The organism is Acinetobacter sp. 231_lipA (assembly GCF_058243005.1).
In genome coordinates this window covers 2,127,547-2,147,008 of the sequence record NZ_JBZAYU010000001.1, presented here as the reverse complement: position 1 = coordinate 2,147,008, position 19,462 = coordinate 2,127,547, and the positions used below count along the sequence as shown (strand labels likewise).

Sequence of the window (19,462 nt, the reverse complement as noted above, 5' to 3'; positions counted from 1 at the left end):
AGTCCCTGCACCCATTTAGCGTGCTTTTTCGTGAAAGTGATTAAAGCACCATCGATTTTTTATAAAGCGTGCTACACTTCAAAGCATAGGGAATAAATCACTTGCACCATGTCAAATATCAATAAAAAGTTATTTAATCGTCTGCACTTAAACCATGCTTATGGACAGCTCATTGCACTTATTTTCGTGCCGATTATGATTTTGGCCTGTGTAGGTGCATTACTGGTTATTACCGAAACTTCAAATGCCGCCAAAGCCCAGCAGCGACAAATGGCGATAGCGATTTTAACGCGCTACCAGCTGGATGCGGAAGCGGCGATCAATTTGGTGAATGCCTCCCCTTGGCAGTATGAAAATGCACGTTATTTGATGCAAAAGATGTTAGATGAAAAACATCTGATTCGTGCCGCAATTATTGACGACAAAGGCAATAACAAACTTAGCATTGGCTACCAAGACCAAGCGCCGTGGCCTGCGCTGAAAAAAAATACTGATTTTTTTGGTCCAATGAATTTTAAAGGCAATACAGTATATGGTTTGCCCATCAACCAATTTACAGGGACGCCTGCACAGTTGGTGGTTGAATTAGATAACCAGCCCTTACAAATTGCCCGTTATCGCGTGTTGATCGTGTTGATTGCGACAGGTCTGTTGACACTCTTATTGCTTTTACTCTGTTTAAATTTCTACTCGCGTCGCTGGATTGCGCCGATGTATGAAATTCGCATGCAGCTGCAACGTTTAAATGCCGACACCCTCGATCAACATATGCTGATTAACAGTACTGGTGAATTACGTTTGCTACAGCGCGATATTGCCAATGTGGTGAAACGTCTACATTTTAGTTTTTTAGAATTAAAAGAACACACTGAGCAGACGGAAGACGATTTGCGTCGAACCCTCGACACATTAGAGGTGCAAAACATCACCTATCGTCAAGCGCGTGACCAAGCCATTTCAGCAAGTCAGTCTAAGTCTGTGTTCTTGGCCAATATCAGCCATGAACTGCGCACGCCACTGAACAGTATTGATGGTTTTATTCACCTGTTACTGCGTCAAGACAACCTCAACAATGATCAAAACCTGTATTTACAAACCATCCGAAAATCATCTGCACACTTACTGGCACTGATTAATGATGTTTTAGATTTTTCAAAAATTGATGCAGGTAAAATAGAACTCGATACTGCAACTTTTGATTTAGAAGAAGCAATTTTTGATGTTATGGATATGCTGTCTCCTCTTGCTGCACAAAAGCATATCGATATGGCCTTTTACTATGCCGACAATGTGCCAAAGCATGTGGTTGGAGATGCCCTACGCTTCAAACAAATTTTAACCAACCTGATTTCCAATGCCATTAAGTTTACTCCTGATGGTGAGATCATCGTCCGCGCAAGAATGGAACAAGATGATATTGGACAGTGCCTATTGCACTTTAGTGTACAAGACAGCGGTATCGGACTCAGTGGAACCGACCGTAAAAAACTGTTTGAGTCTTTCTCGCAAGGTGATGCTTCGGTCACGCGTCAATTTGGCGGCACAGGTCTAGGCTTAGCGATTTCCAAACAGCTGGTGCATTTGATGCAGGGGCAAATTGGATTTGAGGACAACCAAGAACGCGCGCCCACCGAAAAAGGTTCCACCTTCTGGTTTACCGCCATGTTTATGGTCAATGAAGAAGATGAGTACGTTGAACATCCTCAATTTAGCGACATGCAAGTGGTCTCGTATTTGGCGCATCCTGCAACGGCCAATATTCTGCGTCATTATCTTGAAGACTATGCTGTGGAACACATCGAATCGAGTTCAATTTTAGACTTGTTCAGCCACCTCAACAGACTGCCTCAAGATGTGGAAAATACATGGTTAATTGTTGATCACAGTGGTGATACCGAAGCCTTATTAAAAGAAATTCGTCAGCGTTATAGCGGTAACCTTGCGGTTTATGGTTACCAGATGTCACTCGATTTGACCACGCTGAATGAATATCGCGCACGACCATTATACCAACCGCTCAGTCGGAGTGCTTTGATTCAATTGCTCAGCAATCAACCGCTATTTGAAGAAGACGAAATGGAGTCCTTCAATGGTCAAGGCTTACATATTTTAGCGGTGGATGACCATCTCCCTAACCTGATTGTCCTTGAAGCACTACTAGGCGAATTGAATGTCACGACAACAAAAGCTTTAAGCGGCCAACAAGCCTTAGAGATTTTACAAGAGCGCGCTGAACACGACAGCAAAGCTTTTGATTTGGTATTTATGGATATTCAAATGCCTGTCATGTCGGGTGTCGATACCACACGTGCCATTCGTGCGCTGGAGTCAACCATTGAAAACCATAAGCGTTTGCCCATCATTGCCCTCACCGCACATGCATTGGCCGATGAAAAACAAAAACTACTGCAAGTCGGCATGGATGACTATGTCACCAAACCGATTCAAATTGATCAGATTATCCAAATCCTGACCCATTGGACCACTGATCGTTTCAACAAAGGCTCACCCGTTGAAAAAGCCATCGTGATTGAAGCACTTGATCCGAAGGTACTCGACTGGCAGCAAAGCTTACAGTTAGCCGCCAACAAAGAAGACTTAGCAGTCGACTTACTGCGTATGTTAATGGATAGTTTTGATACTGAGCTGCATGAAATGAAGCAGTTGATTGAAATGGAAGATTTCCCACAATTGGAGCATGTGCTACACCGTCTGTATGGTGCAACACGCTATGTCGGTGTACCCAACTTACAAGAAGCAACAGGGACATTTGAACAGTTTGTTTCAACCTTACGTAAAGAACGTCGTAAAGCCGATGAACAATTTGTTCAAGAAACCATAAAGCGTTTCAATGAACTCAAAGTTGTGATTGAACAAGTACAACATGCGGCACAGCAAATTTTAATCAAACATATCCCATAAAACATTCAAAAGAGCATGGCACGAAAGACAAATTGCGACGTGACTCTTGGTGTCATTTATCCGCACGAGAGCTATGCTATGCTCCATGCGAGCAAAAAATAAGAGTTCTCATCATGGCTTTACTTCGCATTGAAAACAAAAACGGCATTGCCACTGTTTCACTTAACCGCCCAGACAAACGCAATGCGATGAGTTTCGACCTGTTGCGCGAGTTGGTTAAAACTGCTGAAAAAATTAAAAAAGACCGCAGCATTCGTTGTGTCATCCTCACTGGTGAAGCGCAAGTCTTTAGTGCAGGCATTGATCTTGCCGATTTGAACAATCCGAAGAATCGTGCCTATGCCGCGTGGGAACTGATCAAACCTGGACAAAGCCTCTTTCAAAAAGCCTTCCTAATTTGGCAAGAACTGCCTGTTCCTGTGATTGCCGCGATTGAAGGGTTTTGCTTTGGCGCTGGCATGCAATTGGCTTTAGCGGCGGATATTCGTGTGGCACATCCTGCAACCCAAATGTCGATTATGGAAAGCCGTTGGGGACTGGTTCCGGATATGGGACTGACGCGCTCTTTGAAAGGTCTAATCGGACTAGATCTTGCCAAAGAATTAACACTTACGGCACGTATTTTCGATGCAACTTATGCCAAAGAAATTGGCTTAGTCACACATCTTGATGAATCACCGCTTGCTAAAGCCCAAGCCATTGCAGAAGAAATGTTACAACGCTCACCAGATGCACTTATGGCCTCAAAATATGTGCTGGATGCCATGCAGCATGAGCCTAAAAAATCCTTACGTTTGGAAAAAATTTGGCAACTCAAATTACTGTTAGGTAAAAACAGCCAAATCGCACGTAAAAAAGATAAACAACCCGACGTGCAGTATCTACCACGCCAATACAAATAAGAGTATTTAAGCACTGACAATCAAAGAGGGTCCCATGAGTTTCGATCGACACACTAAAATTGCATTTCTCGGCATGGGACTCATGGGCAGCCGTATGGCCACCCGCTTACTTCAAGCAGGTCTTGAGGTCGCTGTATGGAACCGCACCAGTAGTGCCTGCGATGCACTCATTGATTTGGGAGCGACAGACTTAGCGCTACAAAATATTGCCGAATATCCAGTAGTTCTGACCTGTTTAGCGGACGACAAAGCCGCACTCAGCGTTTATGAACAAATCGAACCGTTTTTGACGGCGAAGCAAGTGATCATCGACTTTTCCAGTCTTTCAGTGGAACAAACCCTGAGTCTTGCAGCACGTGCCGAACAAAAACAGGTGCAATGGATCGACTCACCTGTTTCAGGGGGAACTATTGGTGCGGAACAAGGTACGCTGGTCATCTTTGCTGGTGGCGATACACAGACGATTCAAGACTTGTCTTTGATTTATAATATCTTGTCTCAACGTGTCACCTGTATGGGTAACACTGGAACAGGACAAGCCACCAAAATTTGTAATCAACTGATTGTGGCAGCCAATAGCACTCTGATTGCAGAAGCAGTTGCTTTAGCAGCCAAAGCTGGCGTGGACACTCGCTTACTTGCACCTGCGCTTGCAGGCGGTTTTGCCGATTCGAAACCCTTTCAAATTTTAAGTCCACGTATGGCGACTCACCTGTTTGAGCCCGTACAGTGGAAAGTTCAAACCCTGTCCAAAGACTTGAACAATGCTGTGCAACTTGCTGCGCAGCACCAACTCGACATTCCTGTTGCAGCGCGAGCACTTCAGCAATTGCAAGCACACCAACAACAAGGCTATGCTGAAGCTGATCTTGCCTCAGTCATATTACAAGTAGAACAAAAAGCCAAATAAAATCAGGAGAAAATCATGACCAAACTTGCTGTAAATTTATCCATGATTTTTACCGAAGTGCCGCTGCTTGAGCGTTTTGCTTTGGCTCAAACCGCAGGCTTTAAACATGTGGAAATCCAATTTCCCTACGAACTCAGCATTGAACAAATTCAAACTCAGCTTACGCTTCATGACTTAAGCCTCTGCCTCATTAACGTTCCTGCGGGCGACTTAATGACTGGTGGAAATGGGCTCACAGGTGTCCCCGGCAAAGAGTTAGAGTTTCATCGCGCTCTTCAGTTAGCAGTACAATATGCCAGCGCACTCAAAGTGCCAAGTGTGAATATCCTTGCGGGTAAACAACCCCTAGATGCCGACCTACTGCCCTGTTTAAATACCTTGTCCAAAAACCTGAAACTGGCCTGCCACATGTTCAGTGAACATGACATTCAACCTGTCTTTGAAATGATCAACGGCACAGATATGCCACGCTTCTTAGTACAAAATATTGCCCAAGCACAGGAAATGCTAGAAGCAGTACAACACCCTGCGCTTAAAATGCAATACGACTGCTATCACATGGCCATGATGGGTGAAGATGTGTTGCAAGGGCTACAAGAAAATATTCAAGATATTGGTCATATCCAATTTGCAGACTGTCCGGGACGGCATGAACCAGATACTGCACAAATTATGTATGCAAATATTTTTGAATGGCTACAACACAGCAGTTATGACGGTTTTATTGCGGCTGAATATCGACCAAAAACTGTTTCAACTCAGTCCTTTGCATGGAAGGCAAAATACTTTGCTGCACATCCTCAAAGTTGAACCATTGCGGATTTGAAATTTTCGCCTAAAAACGCTATATTATAAGATGAGTTATTGTCCGGAAAAATTCCCTTTATGAATTTAGAACCATCGCCCAGCGCTTCTAATTCTCACGATTTCGCAATGAATACCCAAGCTGCCGACGTACAAGCTTGCTTAAAAGTTGTACATGAAGCCCTTGAAGATGTAAAAGCAAAAGATATTTTAGCGATTGATGTCAGCCTAATCAGCAACGTCGCTGATGCAATTGTGATTGCAAGCGGTACATCAACGCGTCACATCAAAGCACTTGCTGATAACGTTGCTGAAGAAGCACGTAAAGCAGGTTTTCGCCCTCTCGGTGTCGAAGGCGAACGTGATGCAGAATGGATCTTGATTGATCTTGGCTTTGTTGTTGTGCACGTGATGTTGCCAACAGCACGTCGTTTCTACGACCTAGAAAGCCTTTGGCGTGCAGCCCCAGAAGAAACTGTAGCCTAATATGAAAAGAGCGACCTGAAGGTCGCTTTTTTTATGTCTAATTTTATTTAAATTAAGCGATGCATATCGACCATTGGGTAACGCTCTTTCACTTGGCGCTTCACGTGGGCATAGAGTTGATCTGCTTTTGCAGGACCATAAAACTCACAATAATTTTCATAACAGACTGTCAAGATCTGCGCATATTGAGTCATGGGCAAAGCTTCGAGCACCGCTCGATCATTCAAGGCCTGATACCTATCAATCACAATGGATAAAGCCTCTAGCTGCATTTTCACTTCACGCTCAAACTCCTGCACATCAACGGCTTTGACTGCTTGACAGATATTTTGCATAAAAAACGTCAATGCATCGAGTAACACTGCTCCCCCTTGTTCGCTTTTCGATGCTTTTGCAGAGGGATTCAACAACACTTGTTTTTCAACTTGGGCCATCTCGGCCAAGACATTTTTGAGCATGTCTTTTCGAAAGTAACGTAATTCCTCTGTGGTACAGATTTCACTCAAAAAACGATTCAGGACAAAGGAGGGTTGATCACCATATTTCGCTTCCCAATGATTCAATACTTGCTCTAAAAGTGTTCCTTGTAAGTACTGACTTAACCCACGTTCGATCGCTTGGCGTTTTTGTAAAATAGTTAATGTTTCAGTCGACATGAGCTATCCTCCTTTCATTAATGACGTTTGGTCATATCATCAGTTTCAAACGTCACATCACGCTGAAACTCAGGATAAGATAGTTCTGCATGTTCGGTATAGTCCAAGCCACGTTGTTCATGTTGTTTACTCACCCGCAAACCACCAAGAACGAGGTCTAAGACTTTAAAGACGATCAACGCCACACCAAAACCCCACGCAAAGGCTGTCAAAATCCCCAAGCCTTGTACCGCAATGAGCCCCGCATTAAACATATTGTTTTCAAAAAACAAACCCGCTGCCAATGTGCCCCATGCCCCACAAAAACCATGCACAGTCACCGCATCGACCACATCATCCAAGCGGAGTTTTTCCATCACCACTGGTAAAATACTGACCAGTACACCTGCAACCGCCCCACTGATGATGGCATACAGTGGACTCATGGTTGCACAGCCCGCCGTAATTGCAACCAGCCCACCCAAGGAGGCATTAATGGTGCCGCGCATTAAAATTGCTTTACCACGTATTAGGGTATAAACCATATAGGCAACTGCCGAAGCACACGCCGCCAAATGTGTATTCAAGGCAATCCGCCCAATACTCACATCTGCCTTCACGGTAGAGGCCGCATTAAAACCAAACCATGCCAGCCATAGAACAAAACCGCCTAGCGCCACCAACGGTAAATTATGTCCTGCCAAATAATGGACCTGCCCATTGCGTCCAAACCGTCCTAAACGGGGTCCCAGCACAATAATTCCGGCTAAGGCCACCCATCCACCAATCGAATGCACCACCGTTGAACCAGCAAAGTCGATAAAGCCCATGGCTTTTAGCCAACCTTCACCATCAAATAGACTCCCCCAAGCCCATGCACCAAAAATCGGGTAGATCAAACCACTGACCACCGCAGCACTCACGATATACGCCACAAAGTGAATCCGCTCAGCCATCGCCCCACTGGCAATCGTCGTGGCGGTGGCCGCAAACATCATTTGAAAGAACAAGAGGTTCCAGTGCCAGTCATCCATGGCATTGGGTGCAAAATGCGAAGTTCCTATCCAACCACTCGTATTGACACCAAACATCAAACCAAAGCCAATCAACCAAAACACCAAGCCCCCTAAACAGGCATCCATATAGTTTTTCATGAGTACATTAATGGTGTTTTTAGAGCGCACCGAACCACTTTCAATCAGGGCAAAACCTGCTTGCATGAAAAACACCAAGATGCCACCCAGCACCACCCAGACACTGTCAAGCGAGAGGCGAATCTCTTGAATATTTTGAGCCTGTGTTGGCAGGGGCTCTGCAGCAAAACTGGGTAAAGCAATACAGCACACAAAGAAGAGTAAGTATTTTATTTTTTTCATGAATAATCCCCCAAAGATTATTCATTTCAATTGCAAAATCAATGCCAGTGTTTCAACACATTACGGATATTTAATCATGATCCATGCCCGCCAATATAAACGGAGCGATTTAAACAAGGTGAAAAAACGATACACCATACAAGAAGTCAAAATGAATTTATAAGCCAATTGATAAAACATAACTTTTAGTTTTTATAGTACTCATCCACAGCATAATAGTGAACCTTCTCTATCCATCGACCACGATTCAGCGTTCGCTCTGTCACTTTAACCTTTCCCGCTTGGACTGTTGCATCTTCAATAAACTCTTTGACTAAACTCAAACCATGTTTAGGAATCACAATATATTCCGAACGGATGTGATAACAACATCCACTTTTATTGAAGGTTAAGATTCTTTTCTGTTTTGGATCGACCTCAAACATGCCCAAATTTTCATGGGTTAAGGCCGATAGCTCCTCACTCAGAACAAATTTATTTTTGGTTCGATGAAAGACATACACATCGTAGGTTGGTCCACCATAGGCACCATAGTTACCATTACGGATGGCGACATCCTCACTCCCGTCAAAGTTAAAGTCAGCAAAAATTAATGCGCTTTGCTCACCATAAAGCTGCACCACATTAACAGACGGTTTGTAAGTTTCGTCCAGATCCATCGTCAATTCAGCCGAGGAAAAATGCTGAAAGTGCTGTGTTGTCCCTTTTAGGTAAAGATCAATATTGGCTTGTCCATCACAGCTACTGTCCGTACAGTTCCTCGTCATTTTTACATCATAGTGCTTCGATGCATTTTTTATTTCGAAGACTTGAGCCTGAGTAGTTTGACTCAAAACGAACACACCAAATATCAACAGCAGCTGACACGAGATCTGATTTATGTTCATATTGTTTTCTTATTGAAAAGTTAAACATCATCTTAGCAAAAGCTGCAAACATAAAAAAACCACCCGAAGGTGGTCTTTATACACTCTAGGAGGAGGATTAGTGTCCACCACCATTGATTGCTTTAGTCATGTCTTCAACCACTTTCTTCGCATCACCGAAGATCATCATAGTTTTTTCGTTATAGAACAAATCGTTGTCTAGACCTGCATAACCTGTCGCCATAGAACGTTTGATGACCATAATGGTACGTGCTTTATGTGCTTCAAGAATTGGCATGCCATAAATTGGAGATGTTGGATCGTCTTTCGCTGCAGGGTTGACCACGTCATTCGCACCAATCACAAGCACCACATCTGTTGCAGGGAAGTCAGAGTTAATCTCATCCATCTCTAAGATGTCTTCATAAGCCACGTCTGCTTCAGCCAAAAGTACGTTCATGTGACCCGGCATACGACCAGCAACTGGGTGAATGGCGAAGCGCACTTTTACACCCTGTTCTTTTAGGATTTCACACAGTTCTTTGACCGCATTTTGTGCACGACCTTGCGCCATACCATAACCCGGTACGATCACAACGCTGTCTGCATTTGACATCAAGAAGCCGGCGTCATCTGCTGAACCAGAACGATGGTTACGCTGTGCTTGTTCGCCTTTGTCTGCAGAAGCTACCGCAGTTCCACCCATTGCACCACCAAACAAAACGTTGATGATTGAACGGTTCATGGCTTTACACATGATGTAAGACAGAATCGCACCTGAAGAACCCACCAGTGAACCCGCAACGATCAACATATTGTTTTCGAGTGTGAAACCAATACCTGCTGCTGCCCAACCAGAGAAGGAGTTCAATAGCGATACCACCACTGGCATATCACCGCCGCCGACTGGTGCAATCCACACCCAACCGAATGCAAGTGCCAGTGCAGTCATAGCCCAGAATGCATTCATGTTGCCTGTTGTGAAGAAGTACACACCACATGCCAACATTGCAAGGAAAATCAGCGCTTGTACAGGTTTAACCCATGCACCAGAAATGGTTTTCGCCCATTTTTTTGCAGCCAATTTACCATAAGCAAATACAGACGCTGTAAAGGTAATCGCACCGACGAAACAGCCCACGAACAATTCAAATAAATGAACCTGGCTCATGTGTGCATGTTGCACACCCGCAGCAGTTAATGCCGCTTCATTTTGTGCAAATAATGCAGTCAGTTGGTTGTTATGTAGAATTGCCGCAATCGCAATCAATACCGCAGCCAGGCCCACCAAAGAGTGCATCAATGCGACCGTTTCAGGCATCTGCGTCATAGGTACAGTGCGCGCACGAGCAATACCCACAATCGCACCCAGCACCATCGCACCACCAATCATCCAAATCACAGGATGATCTGCCACAAAGAAGGTAGTCACTACAGCAATCGCCATTGCGATCATGCCGTAACGGTTGCCTTGAATTGCCGTCTTCGGGCCAGACAAACCACGTAAAGTTAAGATAAAGAGGACAGCACCAATCAGGTAGAACCAATCCGCATAGTCTCGAATGAATTCCATATATTAGCCCTCTTTTTTCTTTTGCTTTGGCTTGAACATTTCAAGCATGCGCGCAGTTACTGCGAAGCCACCGAAAATATTGATACTTGCTAAGAACACCGCAATCGCACCTAAAATGCTCACCACATTCACACTTTGGAATGCAACATTCGCATCAACACCAATTGCAGGAATCCCCACCGTTTGAATCATTGCGCCCACCACGATGATCGATGACAACGCATTGGTTACTGCCATAAGCGGTGTATGTAGTGCTGGCGTAACGCCCCACACGACGTAGTAACCTACAAAGATGGCAAGGACGAAAATTGTAATTGTTTCAACCATGATCTATCTCCTTAACCACGCTTCAGCAGTACTTGACCGCCATGAGTTACTAGAAGGGCTTTTTGAATTTCTTCTTCAGGATTGATAGCAAAGTTTTTCTCTGCATCAAATAAAGTATCTAAGAAGTTCAAGACATTTCGTGCATACAAAGCAGAAGCTTCAGTTGAAACTGTAGAAGGAATGTTTGGAATACCTAAAATGGTTACGCCGTTGTCAGTCACAACATTTTCACCATTCTTAGAACCTTCAACGTTACCGCCTGTTTCAACCGCCATATCAAGGATGATTGAACCTGGTTTCATTTTGGCAACTGTTTCCGCCTTAATCAGACGTGGTGCATTACGACCTGGTAAAAGTGCAGTGGTAATCACGATGTCAGCATTCGATACAGCTTTGTCCACAATAATAGCTTGATCGCGGATATAGTCTTCACCTGGCATCCAACCATAACCATTTTTCGCAGCATCGGCTGCTTTTTGCTGTTCTTCCGCTGACATAGGTACGTCTAGCCATTTGCCACCCAAAGATTCCACTTGATCTTTCGCAGTCGGACGTAAATCCGTTGCTTCAACCACAGCACCCAAACGTTTTGCTGTCGCAATCGCTTGTAGACCAGCAACACCGACCCCCATGATCACGACACGTGCAGGTTTTACAGTACCCGCAGCCGTCATCAACATTGGGAACATGCGCTGGTACTCTGCCGCAGCAAGAAGCACTGACTTGTAACCCGACAAGTTAGCTTGTGAAGATAATACGTCCATGTTCTGCGCACGAGATAAAGTTCGTGGCAGTAGCTCCAAAGCAAATGCAGACACTTGTTGTGATGCAAATTGATCAAGCTCCGTATTACGGTACGGGTCAAACATGGCAATAACCGATGTATTTGGCGCAAGCTTTTGAATTTCAGCACCCTGAGGGGCACGTACTTTCAAAATCATTTGGCTACCGGTATAGGCATCATCTGTCAGCGTAGCACCGACTTGCTCATAAGCACTGTCGATATAAGCAGCTTTCACACCTGCTCTACGTTCAATCACTACACTATGACCAGCACTGATCAACTTTTTTACCGTTTCTGGCGTTGCGGCTACACGATTTTCACCGACGACAGTTTCGGCTGGAATTCCGATCTGCATGAGCGTCCCTCAAGCTAGTTTTTCTTAAAGTAAACATCACCGATTAGGCAATGTTTTCTCACAGGATGTTCTTATGAATTTTTGGATTCTAATGAAACTTTTTTAAAATACCACCCACTATTTATTTAATAAATACCCATATACTGAACTGGTGATTCATAAAAAATATTGGGTGATATCTCGTTTATTTACTTTGAATCCGCTTAAAAATTGATTTATTTCTATTCAAATTCTGAGCTACAGATCTTTTTACACTAAAATCTGCACTTTTTTTGCACAAAACTAAGTCCTTTAATTCCGCAGTATTGATCTTTTTGACCAATCCAAGAATATGAACCACCACGTTCACATTAACCCGAACCTGTCATTCATCGAGCTTTGCCATCTGCCGTCGCGCAAACTTTGCAGGCATTGACTTGAATGACAGTTTTGCCCCATTTGCAAAAGCTTAGAATTGGCCTGTTCCTATGTTTCATCGATCAAAAATGCCAATGCTCAAAATTTAGTCCAACTGAAACGTGTATTTGAAGTGGATCATATAAAAATACGAGGAAGGATTAATCACGTTTAAATAGATCTAAAACGCGGAACGACCAACAAAAATGTTTTTTTCATATTTTATGGGATGATAATGGCGCGCATTGAAACACTAGGCTTAAGTAAAAATGCACCATAATTAAGCAAAAATACCTTAAATAGATGAATATTTCAGTAATTTGCCCCAAATCTTTGATGTGCAAGATGAGTAAAAATGATCGAATGCAACAATTTCATACAAAATAGACGGCCATGCTCAGAATTTTTTAAAGATTTTTATTATTTTTTGACAGGAAATTCTAAATATCATCATTTTTTGATTGTATTAGATGAATAGGCTTTTGCCCCCAGCTTCGTATACAATTTCTGAAACGATGCATCTATTTAGCTCAAGCACGATGTAAACGTCATTCTAAAAAATACTCCCTCATCAAAGGCTCATTATGAATACTTCTTTCGACATCAGTCGAGACAAATCTCTGCTCTGGCTGATGGCAATTGTCTGCGGCTTATGTGCAGGGGCAAACTATTATTGCCAGCCTTTGATTTCCTCTATTCAGCAAAGCTTTCAAGCACCAGAAGAACAAGTGGCTTTGACCGTGACCTTTGCTCAAGTTTCCTATGCTTTGGGTTTACTGTTCATTGTGCCCTTAGGCGACATGCTGAACAAAGCCAAACTGATTCCATTCCTGATGTTTGGCGCATCTGCTGGACTGTTTATCTGTGCGACATCTACCAACTTATCGATGCTCTGGCTGGGTACCATTATTACGGGACTCTTTTCTGTCGCAGCACAAGTGCTGATTCCTCTGGCTACGATGGCAGTCAAACCTGAAAAAACGGGAGAAGTAGTCGGTTTCCTCATGAGTGGCTTATTGGTCGGGATTTTACTGTCGACCAGTGTGGCTGGATTACTCTCAGACTTATGGCACTGGAAAATGATTTATGTGCTGAGTGGCATCGCCATGTTTGCTTTGGCCCTTCTGATGAAAGGAAAACTCCCCCAACTACCAAAACTCAAAATCACCTATTTCGACATTTTTAAGTCCATGGGGAGTCTGCTGCAACAAGAGCCGCGTTTGGTGTTTCGCTCAATCACGGGTGGATTTGCTTTTGCTGCCATGAGTATGCTGTTTTCAACCATTGCCCTACTTTTAACCTCTGAGCCATTTCAACTTTCGGATGTTTTAGTCGGCGTGGTAACTTTGGTCGGCGTATTTGGTGCACTCTCCACCCAGTGGATTGGTAAATGGGCCGATCACGGTTATACCCTGCTTTTGACGTGGGTCGGCTGTGGGACTTTAGCCCTCAGTTGGGCCTTTCTATACTTAGGCGGGAGTTCACTCATCAGCTACATCATCGGTTATGCACTGATTAATTTAGGACTTGCAACCACACACAGTTGTAACCAAAACGTGATTTTCCGTTTACGCCCCGATGCGAAGTCTCGGGTGAACTCCATCTATATGACCTTATATTTTATTGGTGGCGCGTGTGGCTCGGCACTGGGTGTCTATGCATGGCATCACGGCGGCTGGAGCAGTACATGTTTAGTCGGTATTACACTGGTGATGATGGCGAGTGTCTTTGCTCTGCTGGATACCCTGTATAGCAAAAAACATGGTATTGCTTAACCCTTAAAAAAGACAGTTGACTGAGTAAACTGTCTTTTGGTTTGGGCACTTCATTTTGAGCGCTAACTGACCTGAGCCACGGGGTAAAAAGGTTTACCCAAGTCGAGACTATCGGCATTTTCCAAAGCAATATACAAAAATGCGGGCAGCAAAGCCGATAAAATTTGACAGCCATCTTGTAGCTGCTTACGGTTTAATGAACTCTTATAGGTTGAACCGCCATGCATCAGCTGATTTCTCAAGGTATATAAACGGTTAAACAGTACCAGTAAAATATCAACCGAATGCTTCTGTTGTAGCGCTTTCGCCACTTTTTTCTTTTCTTGTTCAAGCTGAGCCTTACAAACCTCTAAACCAATTTTCTTATTTTGATAGTCCCAATAGCCTTGATAGGTGTATTGGTTGTCTAAGAGCATACGAATGGCTTGACTAAACTTGTCCCATAAAATGCTATAAATTCTATGATCGACATCATGCTGGCAAATTAAATGTAAGAACTGACGTAAACTCTGTTTGTCCTGACTTTGCCCCAAGTCTTGTGCATATATCGCATTGAAAGAAATCCAGAGGCTGATAAATTGCAAATCGGGATCATGATCGAGCAGGAATGCTTGCTTTAACCAACTCAGCCCACGATGTATTCTCAGATTAAACTCATCACTCTGTTGTATTTTTTTAGTTTTAAAAATTTCTTCTAAAAGCAACATCGGCTTTTCCTATACTTTATTCTTCTATATATTCAACATACTGAATGATTAAGCTAAATTCAATTTAATCCTGCTAGGACATAATGATTGATAAATCCCACAAGTTCAGTGTGAATGTTCTATCGAAAAAAACATTCTGTTTTCTATATTTCAATGTATCTAATGAATATTGGCTGCTCCTCTTACCATTAATTATAAGTTCTAAGGTTGATAAAAGCAGATAATACCTCTCAATGAATGTATTCCATTTTTGTGATAGTATTGCGTGCTATCGGAAATACCTGAATAAAAATGAAGCACCGAGTTTCATTTTTCGTCCACTCCCAAAGATCCTCCTATCGGTAATGAATGCATTTCAGCTCATTACATTGTGCTGTATCTTGCTCAATAAATGGATTGACGCTTTGGCTTTGCGACATCTGATTTTCATGTAATTTCCCACATATTTCTTTGCACCGCTTCCGCTCTAAGACATAGGTTGTTCACCATGTCTTTGCAGACAAAAGCTGATAAACACTGATCAAGAGCCTGATTTTTTAATGAATACTGACAAAACCATTGAAACCCCTCAATCTCCACGAATCAGTGTTGCACCTATGATGGATTGGACAAACAAATAAATATTACTATTTAAAAACAATGATTTATTATTATTATAAATTTTAATGGCGTAAATTTGGTGTAAAAAACAATTGGCAAGCCAAATGCTTACCAATTTTTCAATCGAATTATTAGTTAAGCACACGTCCAAGCATTCGACAAAGTCTCCGCCTGCTTCATCACCAACTCAATCGCTTCAGCTGCTTTATCAGGTGGATACTTCCAACGCTGTAAAGTACGACGTACTAATATTTTCAGCTGAGCACGGACACTGTCCCTAACCTGCCAATCGACGGTCGTTGACTTCCTGAGCTTTTCGGTAATCTCTCGTGCGATCTGTTTCAACGTATCGTCTCCAAGCTCTCTGACAGCACTTTCATTGTTTGCCAAAGCATCATAGAAAGCGATTTCATCTGGATTCAAGCCAAGTGAAGCTTCACGCTGCATTTCTGCCTGAAACTCTTTTGCCATTTGAATGAGTTCTTCAATGACCTGAGACGTTTCAATCGCTCGGTTATTGTATTTCCTCAAGGTTTCCTGCAAACGGTCAGAGAAGCGTTTTTCCTGTACCACATTGTTTCGTGTCTTTGCCTTAATGCCATCATTGAGTAACTTTTCCAACAGTTCAACTGCCAAGTTACGGTATGGCATCTGCCTTACATCTTCTAAGAACTCATCTGAAAGCAAGCCAATGTTGGGTTTATCCAAACCACACATTGCAAAGACATCTGTTACCCCATCAGCAATGACAGCATTATCCAGAATCTGTTTTAGCGTACTGTCCTTTTCCGCTTGCGACAGTTTACGATCTACAGAGGTATGCTTGCTAATGACCGCTTTAATGGCTGAGTAAAAGGCAATTTCTTTGTGCAGGTTCTTCGCTTCATCCAAGGTGCTGCATAAAGAGAAGGCTTTATTGATTGCCAGGACTAAATCAAGAAAACGCTTTTTACCATCCTTCAAGCTCAGCACATAGTTAGCTGCGGGGATAATCAGTCGGTGTGCCTGAGTTTCATAAGCACTTAAATCCATGCCAACCTGTTCATTGGTTTTGGCAAACATTCCCCGTATCGCATCCATCTTTTCAGCAAGAACCGCATAAGCTTCTTCTGCACGTAATGTTGGTTCCCCTTTACCTTTGGCATCGGTATAGGTTTTTAAGGCTTGCTTCAATTCATTAGCAATGCCGATATAGTCAACAACTAGTCCACCCTGCTTATCTTTAAAGACACGGTTCACACGTGCAATAGCCTGCATGAGGTTGTGCCCCTTCATCGGTTTGTCGATATACATGGTGTGCGTACAAGGCGCATCAAAACCTGTGAGCCACATATCGCGCACGATCACTAACTGCAAAGGATCTTTGACATCCTTAAAGCGTTTCTCAAGACGTTTTTTAGTTTGCTTATTGTAGATATGCGGCTGTAATAATGGTTTATCTGAAGCTGAACCCGTCATCACAATTTTGATTTTGCCTTTTTCAGGATCAGGGTCATGCCAATCTGGACGTAAGGCAATAATCTCATTGTAAAGGTGGACACAGATCTCTCGGCTCATGGTCACAATCATACCTTTACCCGCCGTCGCTTCAGTACGAGCTTCAAAGTGTGCGACTAAATCCGCAGCAATCTGTTTCAGCCGTGGTGTGGCACCCAGCAGCTTTTCTAGTCGGCTCCACTCACTTTTAGTCTTTTCTCGGTTACCAACATATTCTTCATCTTCTACAACCTCATCAACTTGATCAGATAGCTCTTCGATTTCAGCCTGATTAATATCTAACTTTGCCAAGCGTGATTCGTAGTAGATTGGGACTGTTGCACCATCATCGACGGCATCCTGAATATCATAGATGGAGACATAGTCGCCAAAGACGGCTCGGGTGTCTTTATCTTCACTTGAGATTGGAGTTCCAGTAAAGCCAATAAAAGCAGCATTCTTTAAAGCATCACGCATGTGCTTGGCATAGCCGAACTTGTATGTGCCATCATTGTTTAGTTTTGCTTTCAAACCATATTGGCTACGATGTGCTTCATCTGACATCACAACAATATTATGGCGTCCATTCAATAATGGATGCTCACTCTCACCTTCCAGTAATGCAAACTTTTGTACTGTAGTAAAAATGATTCCACCAGACTCACGCTCAGCCAAAAGCTGTCTTAGCTCATCACGGTTATTGGCTTGTACTGGGGTTTGCTTTAATAATTCTTGAGCATTGCTAAAGGTTTCAAAGAGCTGTCCATCCAAGTCATTACGGTCAGTCACGATTAACAAGGTTGGGTTGTGCATAGCGGGCTGCTGTAAAAGTTTACCTGCATAGCAACACATGGAGATACTTTTACCCGAGCCTTGGGTATGCCATACAACACCGGCTTTTTTATCCCCAGTTGGATTGGCTGCTGCAATGGTCGCATGTACCGCTTCCCGAACCGCATGGAATTGATGATAGCCTGCAATTTTCTTAATGGTCTTTTCGCCATCTGTTTCAAACAACACAAAGAATCGAATGTAATCCAGGAACAATTCTCGATCAAAGAAGCCTCGAATAACTGTCTCTAACTCCCATTCTAAAACGGGTTTATCATCTTCATTCTTGATCGTACGCCACGGTAAAAAGCGTTCCTGATTCGCCGTCAGTGAACCGACACGTGCTGTTACACCATCACTGACTACCAAAGCTTCATTAAATACAAACAGATCCGAGATTTCTTCTTTGTAAGTTTGCAACTGGTTAAAGGCATCCCAGATATCTGCATTTTCATCGGTTGGGCTTTTTAGCTCCAACACGGCAAACGGAATACCATTGATAAAACAGATGATGTCAGGACGTCGAGGTTGTTTAGTACCTAGAATAGTAAATTGATTGACCGCAACAAAACGGTTTTGATGCACATGATTAAAGTCCACTAAGAAGGCATGGTCATGTACCCAATCATCTTGCTTCTTATACGTGACAGGTACACCTTCCAACAACATACGATGGAAAGCGCGATTATTGGTGACAATATCTAAACTTTCAGGTTGATTCAGCTTTTGTAAGACTTGTTCAAAACAATTTATGGGAAGATGCGGATTTAATCGTTCAAATGCAGCATGTAAGTCTGATTCAATTAAGACTTGTTTATAGTCTTTGCGTAGGGGATTACTGCTGTCGGGCGCAATATCAATACCATGAACGACTTCCCAACCATTTTCAGAAAACCAATCTAAACATAAATTTTCTAGTTGTGTTTCATTCATGGTTAAGATTCCCCCTGTATCACAAAATCAAAAATATTATCAATAACTACTTCCCTATGAGTTTCAGGATAGTTCAACCTCCTCAAAACTAAACGGAGCTTTGCTTGCAACTCTAAGGCAAGATCATCTCTTTCTTCAAAATCAACTTCTTTATACTCTGTAATGATTTTTACTATCTCGGAAGCAATCCTATTTATTAAATCCTTTTCTAAAGTTTCTTCTTGCTGTAAAGAATTAATCAATAATTCAAGGATCGGTGCCACATCCTGTGACTCAAGACTTGGCTTAGGTACAACAATCTCAGTATCGATACTTGGTGGGGCAATAATTATTGGTTCAGGTTGTAAGATAATAGCTTCTTTATCCTTTCTATTTTGCTCCCACTCTTCAATTAGAATATTTGAATAATCTGCAGCACCAATAAGATCAGGAAACAAACTTGCATGATGAACATTCATACGTCTCAAAAACTTTAAGCATTCTTTTTGCTGAACATTCTTGATAAAGACTTTACAAATATACTTAGCTAAAATAGCAGGCTCTTCCCCCTCATCTTGTGAAGCATTCCTTAGTTCTGCATCTGGATACTCTTCGCTTCCAAGAACTTCGATCAATTTATTTTCAATCGTGAGATCATTGGGTGAAAAAATAAAAAGTCCCGCTTGATTGACCAAACGTCCATGATCATCTTTTCGAGGTTCTAGCACTCGAATATCATTAAAGTACTCATCATCTGAGATAGCCGTTTTGTTTAGAATATAAATGGCTCTATAGAGAGGTGGATCAGGAAATTTGAACAACACT

The 19,462-nt window shown here is 42.8% G+C and carries 15 protein-coding genes; 6 read left to right on the top strand and 9 right to left on the bottom strand.

Going from position 1 to position 19,462, the window contains the following annotated elements:
• Positions 1–108: 108 nt before the first annotated feature.
• The 5 genes from AC4CUX_RS10475 (at position 109) to rsfS (ending at position 6,024) form a co-directional block, all read left to right on the top strand.
• The gene (locus tag AC4CUX_RS10475) at positions 109–2,922 is read left to right on the top strand and encodes a GacS-like sensor histidine kinase (protein WP_279691830.1); all 2,814 of its coding nucleotides are present in this window, start codon (positions 109–111) and stop codon (positions 2,920–2,922) included.
• A gap of 113 nt (positions 2,923–3,035) precedes the next feature.
• Positions 3,036–3,824: a crotonase/enoyl-CoA hydratase family protein gene (locus AC4CUX_RS10470; RefSeq protein WP_005400765.1), complete on the top strand. Its 789-nt coding sequence runs from the start codon at positions 3,036–3,038 to the stop codon at positions 3,822–3,824.
• 34 nt (positions 3,825–3,858) lie between these two features.
• Positions 3,859–4,734 (top strand): NAD(P)-dependent oxidoreductase, encoded by an 876-nt coding sequence (locus tag AC4CUX_RS10465; protein ID WP_005400766.1) that lies wholly within the window; start codon positions 3,859–3,861, stop codon positions 4,732–4,734.
• A 15-nt stretch (positions 4,735–4,749) separates the two neighbouring features.
• A complete protein-coding gene (locus AC4CUX_RS10460; protein WP_005400767.1) occupies positions 4,750–5,544 on the top strand; it encodes a hydroxypyruvate isomerase family protein in 795 nt (264 codons plus the stop codon).
• A gap of 75 nt (positions 5,545–5,619) precedes the next feature.
• Complete coding sequence (rsfS, locus tag AC4CUX_RS10455) at positions 5,620–6,024, top strand: ribosome silencing factor (RefSeq protein WP_004692321.1); 405 nt, start codon at positions 5,620–5,622, stop codon at positions 6,022–6,024.
• A gap of 47 nt (positions 6,025–6,071) precedes the next feature.
• On the opposite strand, the gene AC4CUX_RS10450 is transcribed toward rsfS, so the two are convergent.
• The 6 genes from AC4CUX_RS10450 to AC4CUX_RS10425 all read right to left on the bottom strand — a co-directional run bounded on the left by AC4CUX_RS10450 (position 6,072) and on the right by AC4CUX_RS10425 (position 11,940).
• Complete coding sequence (locus AC4CUX_RS10450; protein WP_078388733.1) at positions 6,072–6,680, bottom strand: hypothetical protein; 609 nt, start codon at positions 6,678–6,680, stop codon at positions 6,072–6,074.
• A 17-nt stretch (positions 6,681–6,697) separates the two neighbouring features.
• A complete protein-coding gene (locus AC4CUX_RS10445) occupies positions 6,698–8,035 on the bottom strand; it encodes an ammonium transporter (protein WP_078388734.1) in 1,338 nt (445 codons plus the stop codon).
• A 185-nt stretch (positions 8,036–8,220) separates the two neighbouring features.
• On the bottom strand, positions 8,221–8,922 hold the full coding sequence (locus AC4CUX_RS10440; protein ID WP_078388735.1) for an XAC2610-related protein: 702 nt from the start codon (positions 8,920–8,922) through the stop codon (positions 8,221–8,223).
• Positions 8,923–9,019: 97 nt separating this feature from the next.
• On the bottom strand, positions 9,020–10,474 hold the full coding sequence (locus tag AC4CUX_RS10435) for an NAD(P)(+) transhydrogenase (Re/Si-specific) subunit beta (protein WP_078388736.1): 1,455 nt from the start codon (positions 10,472–10,474) through the stop codon (positions 9,020–9,022).
• Positions 10,475–10,477: 3 nt separating this feature from the next.
• A complete protein-coding gene (locus AC4CUX_RS10430; protein WP_004692331.1) occupies positions 10,478–10,801 on the bottom strand; it encodes a proton-translocating transhydrogenase family protein in 324 nt (107 codons plus the stop codon).
• Positions 10,802–10,812: 11 nt separating this feature from the next.
• On the bottom strand, positions 10,813–11,940 hold the full coding sequence (locus tag AC4CUX_RS10425; RefSeq protein WP_004979125.1) for an NAD(P) transhydrogenase subunit alpha: 1,128 nt from the start codon (positions 11,938–11,940) through the stop codon (positions 10,813–10,815).
• A gap of 980 nt (positions 11,941–12,920) precedes the next feature.
• Here AC4CUX_RS10425 and AC4CUX_RS10420 point away from each other — a divergent pair.
• Entirely contained in the window at positions 12,921–14,111 is a 1,191-nt protein-coding gene (locus AC4CUX_RS10420) for an MFS transporter (protein WP_419380894.1), read from the top strand.
• Positions 14,112–14,173: 62 nt separating this feature from the next.
• On the opposite strand, the gene AC4CUX_RS10415 is transcribed toward AC4CUX_RS10420, so the two are convergent.
• From AC4CUX_RS10415 to AC4CUX_RS10405, 3 genes are all read right to left on the bottom strand, one after another.
• Positions 14,174–14,818, bottom strand: coding sequence for a HEPN domain-containing protein (locus AC4CUX_RS10415; protein WP_004692336.1), 645 nt, complete (start codon positions 14,816–14,818; stop codon positions 14,174–14,176).
• A gap of 735 nt (positions 14,819–15,553) precedes the next feature.
• Positions 15,554–18,658, bottom strand: coding sequence for a type I restriction endonuclease subunit R (locus AC4CUX_RS10410; protein WP_078388738.1), 3,105 nt, complete (start codon positions 18,656–18,658; stop codon positions 15,554–15,556).
• Positions 18,659–18,660: 2 nt separating this feature from the next.
• A complete protein-coding gene (locus AC4CUX_RS10405) occupies positions 18,661–19,461 on the bottom strand; it encodes a type I restriction enzyme endonuclease domain-containing protein (protein ID WP_490792392.1) in 801 nt (266 codons plus the stop codon).
• Position 19,462: the final 1 nt, after the last annotated feature.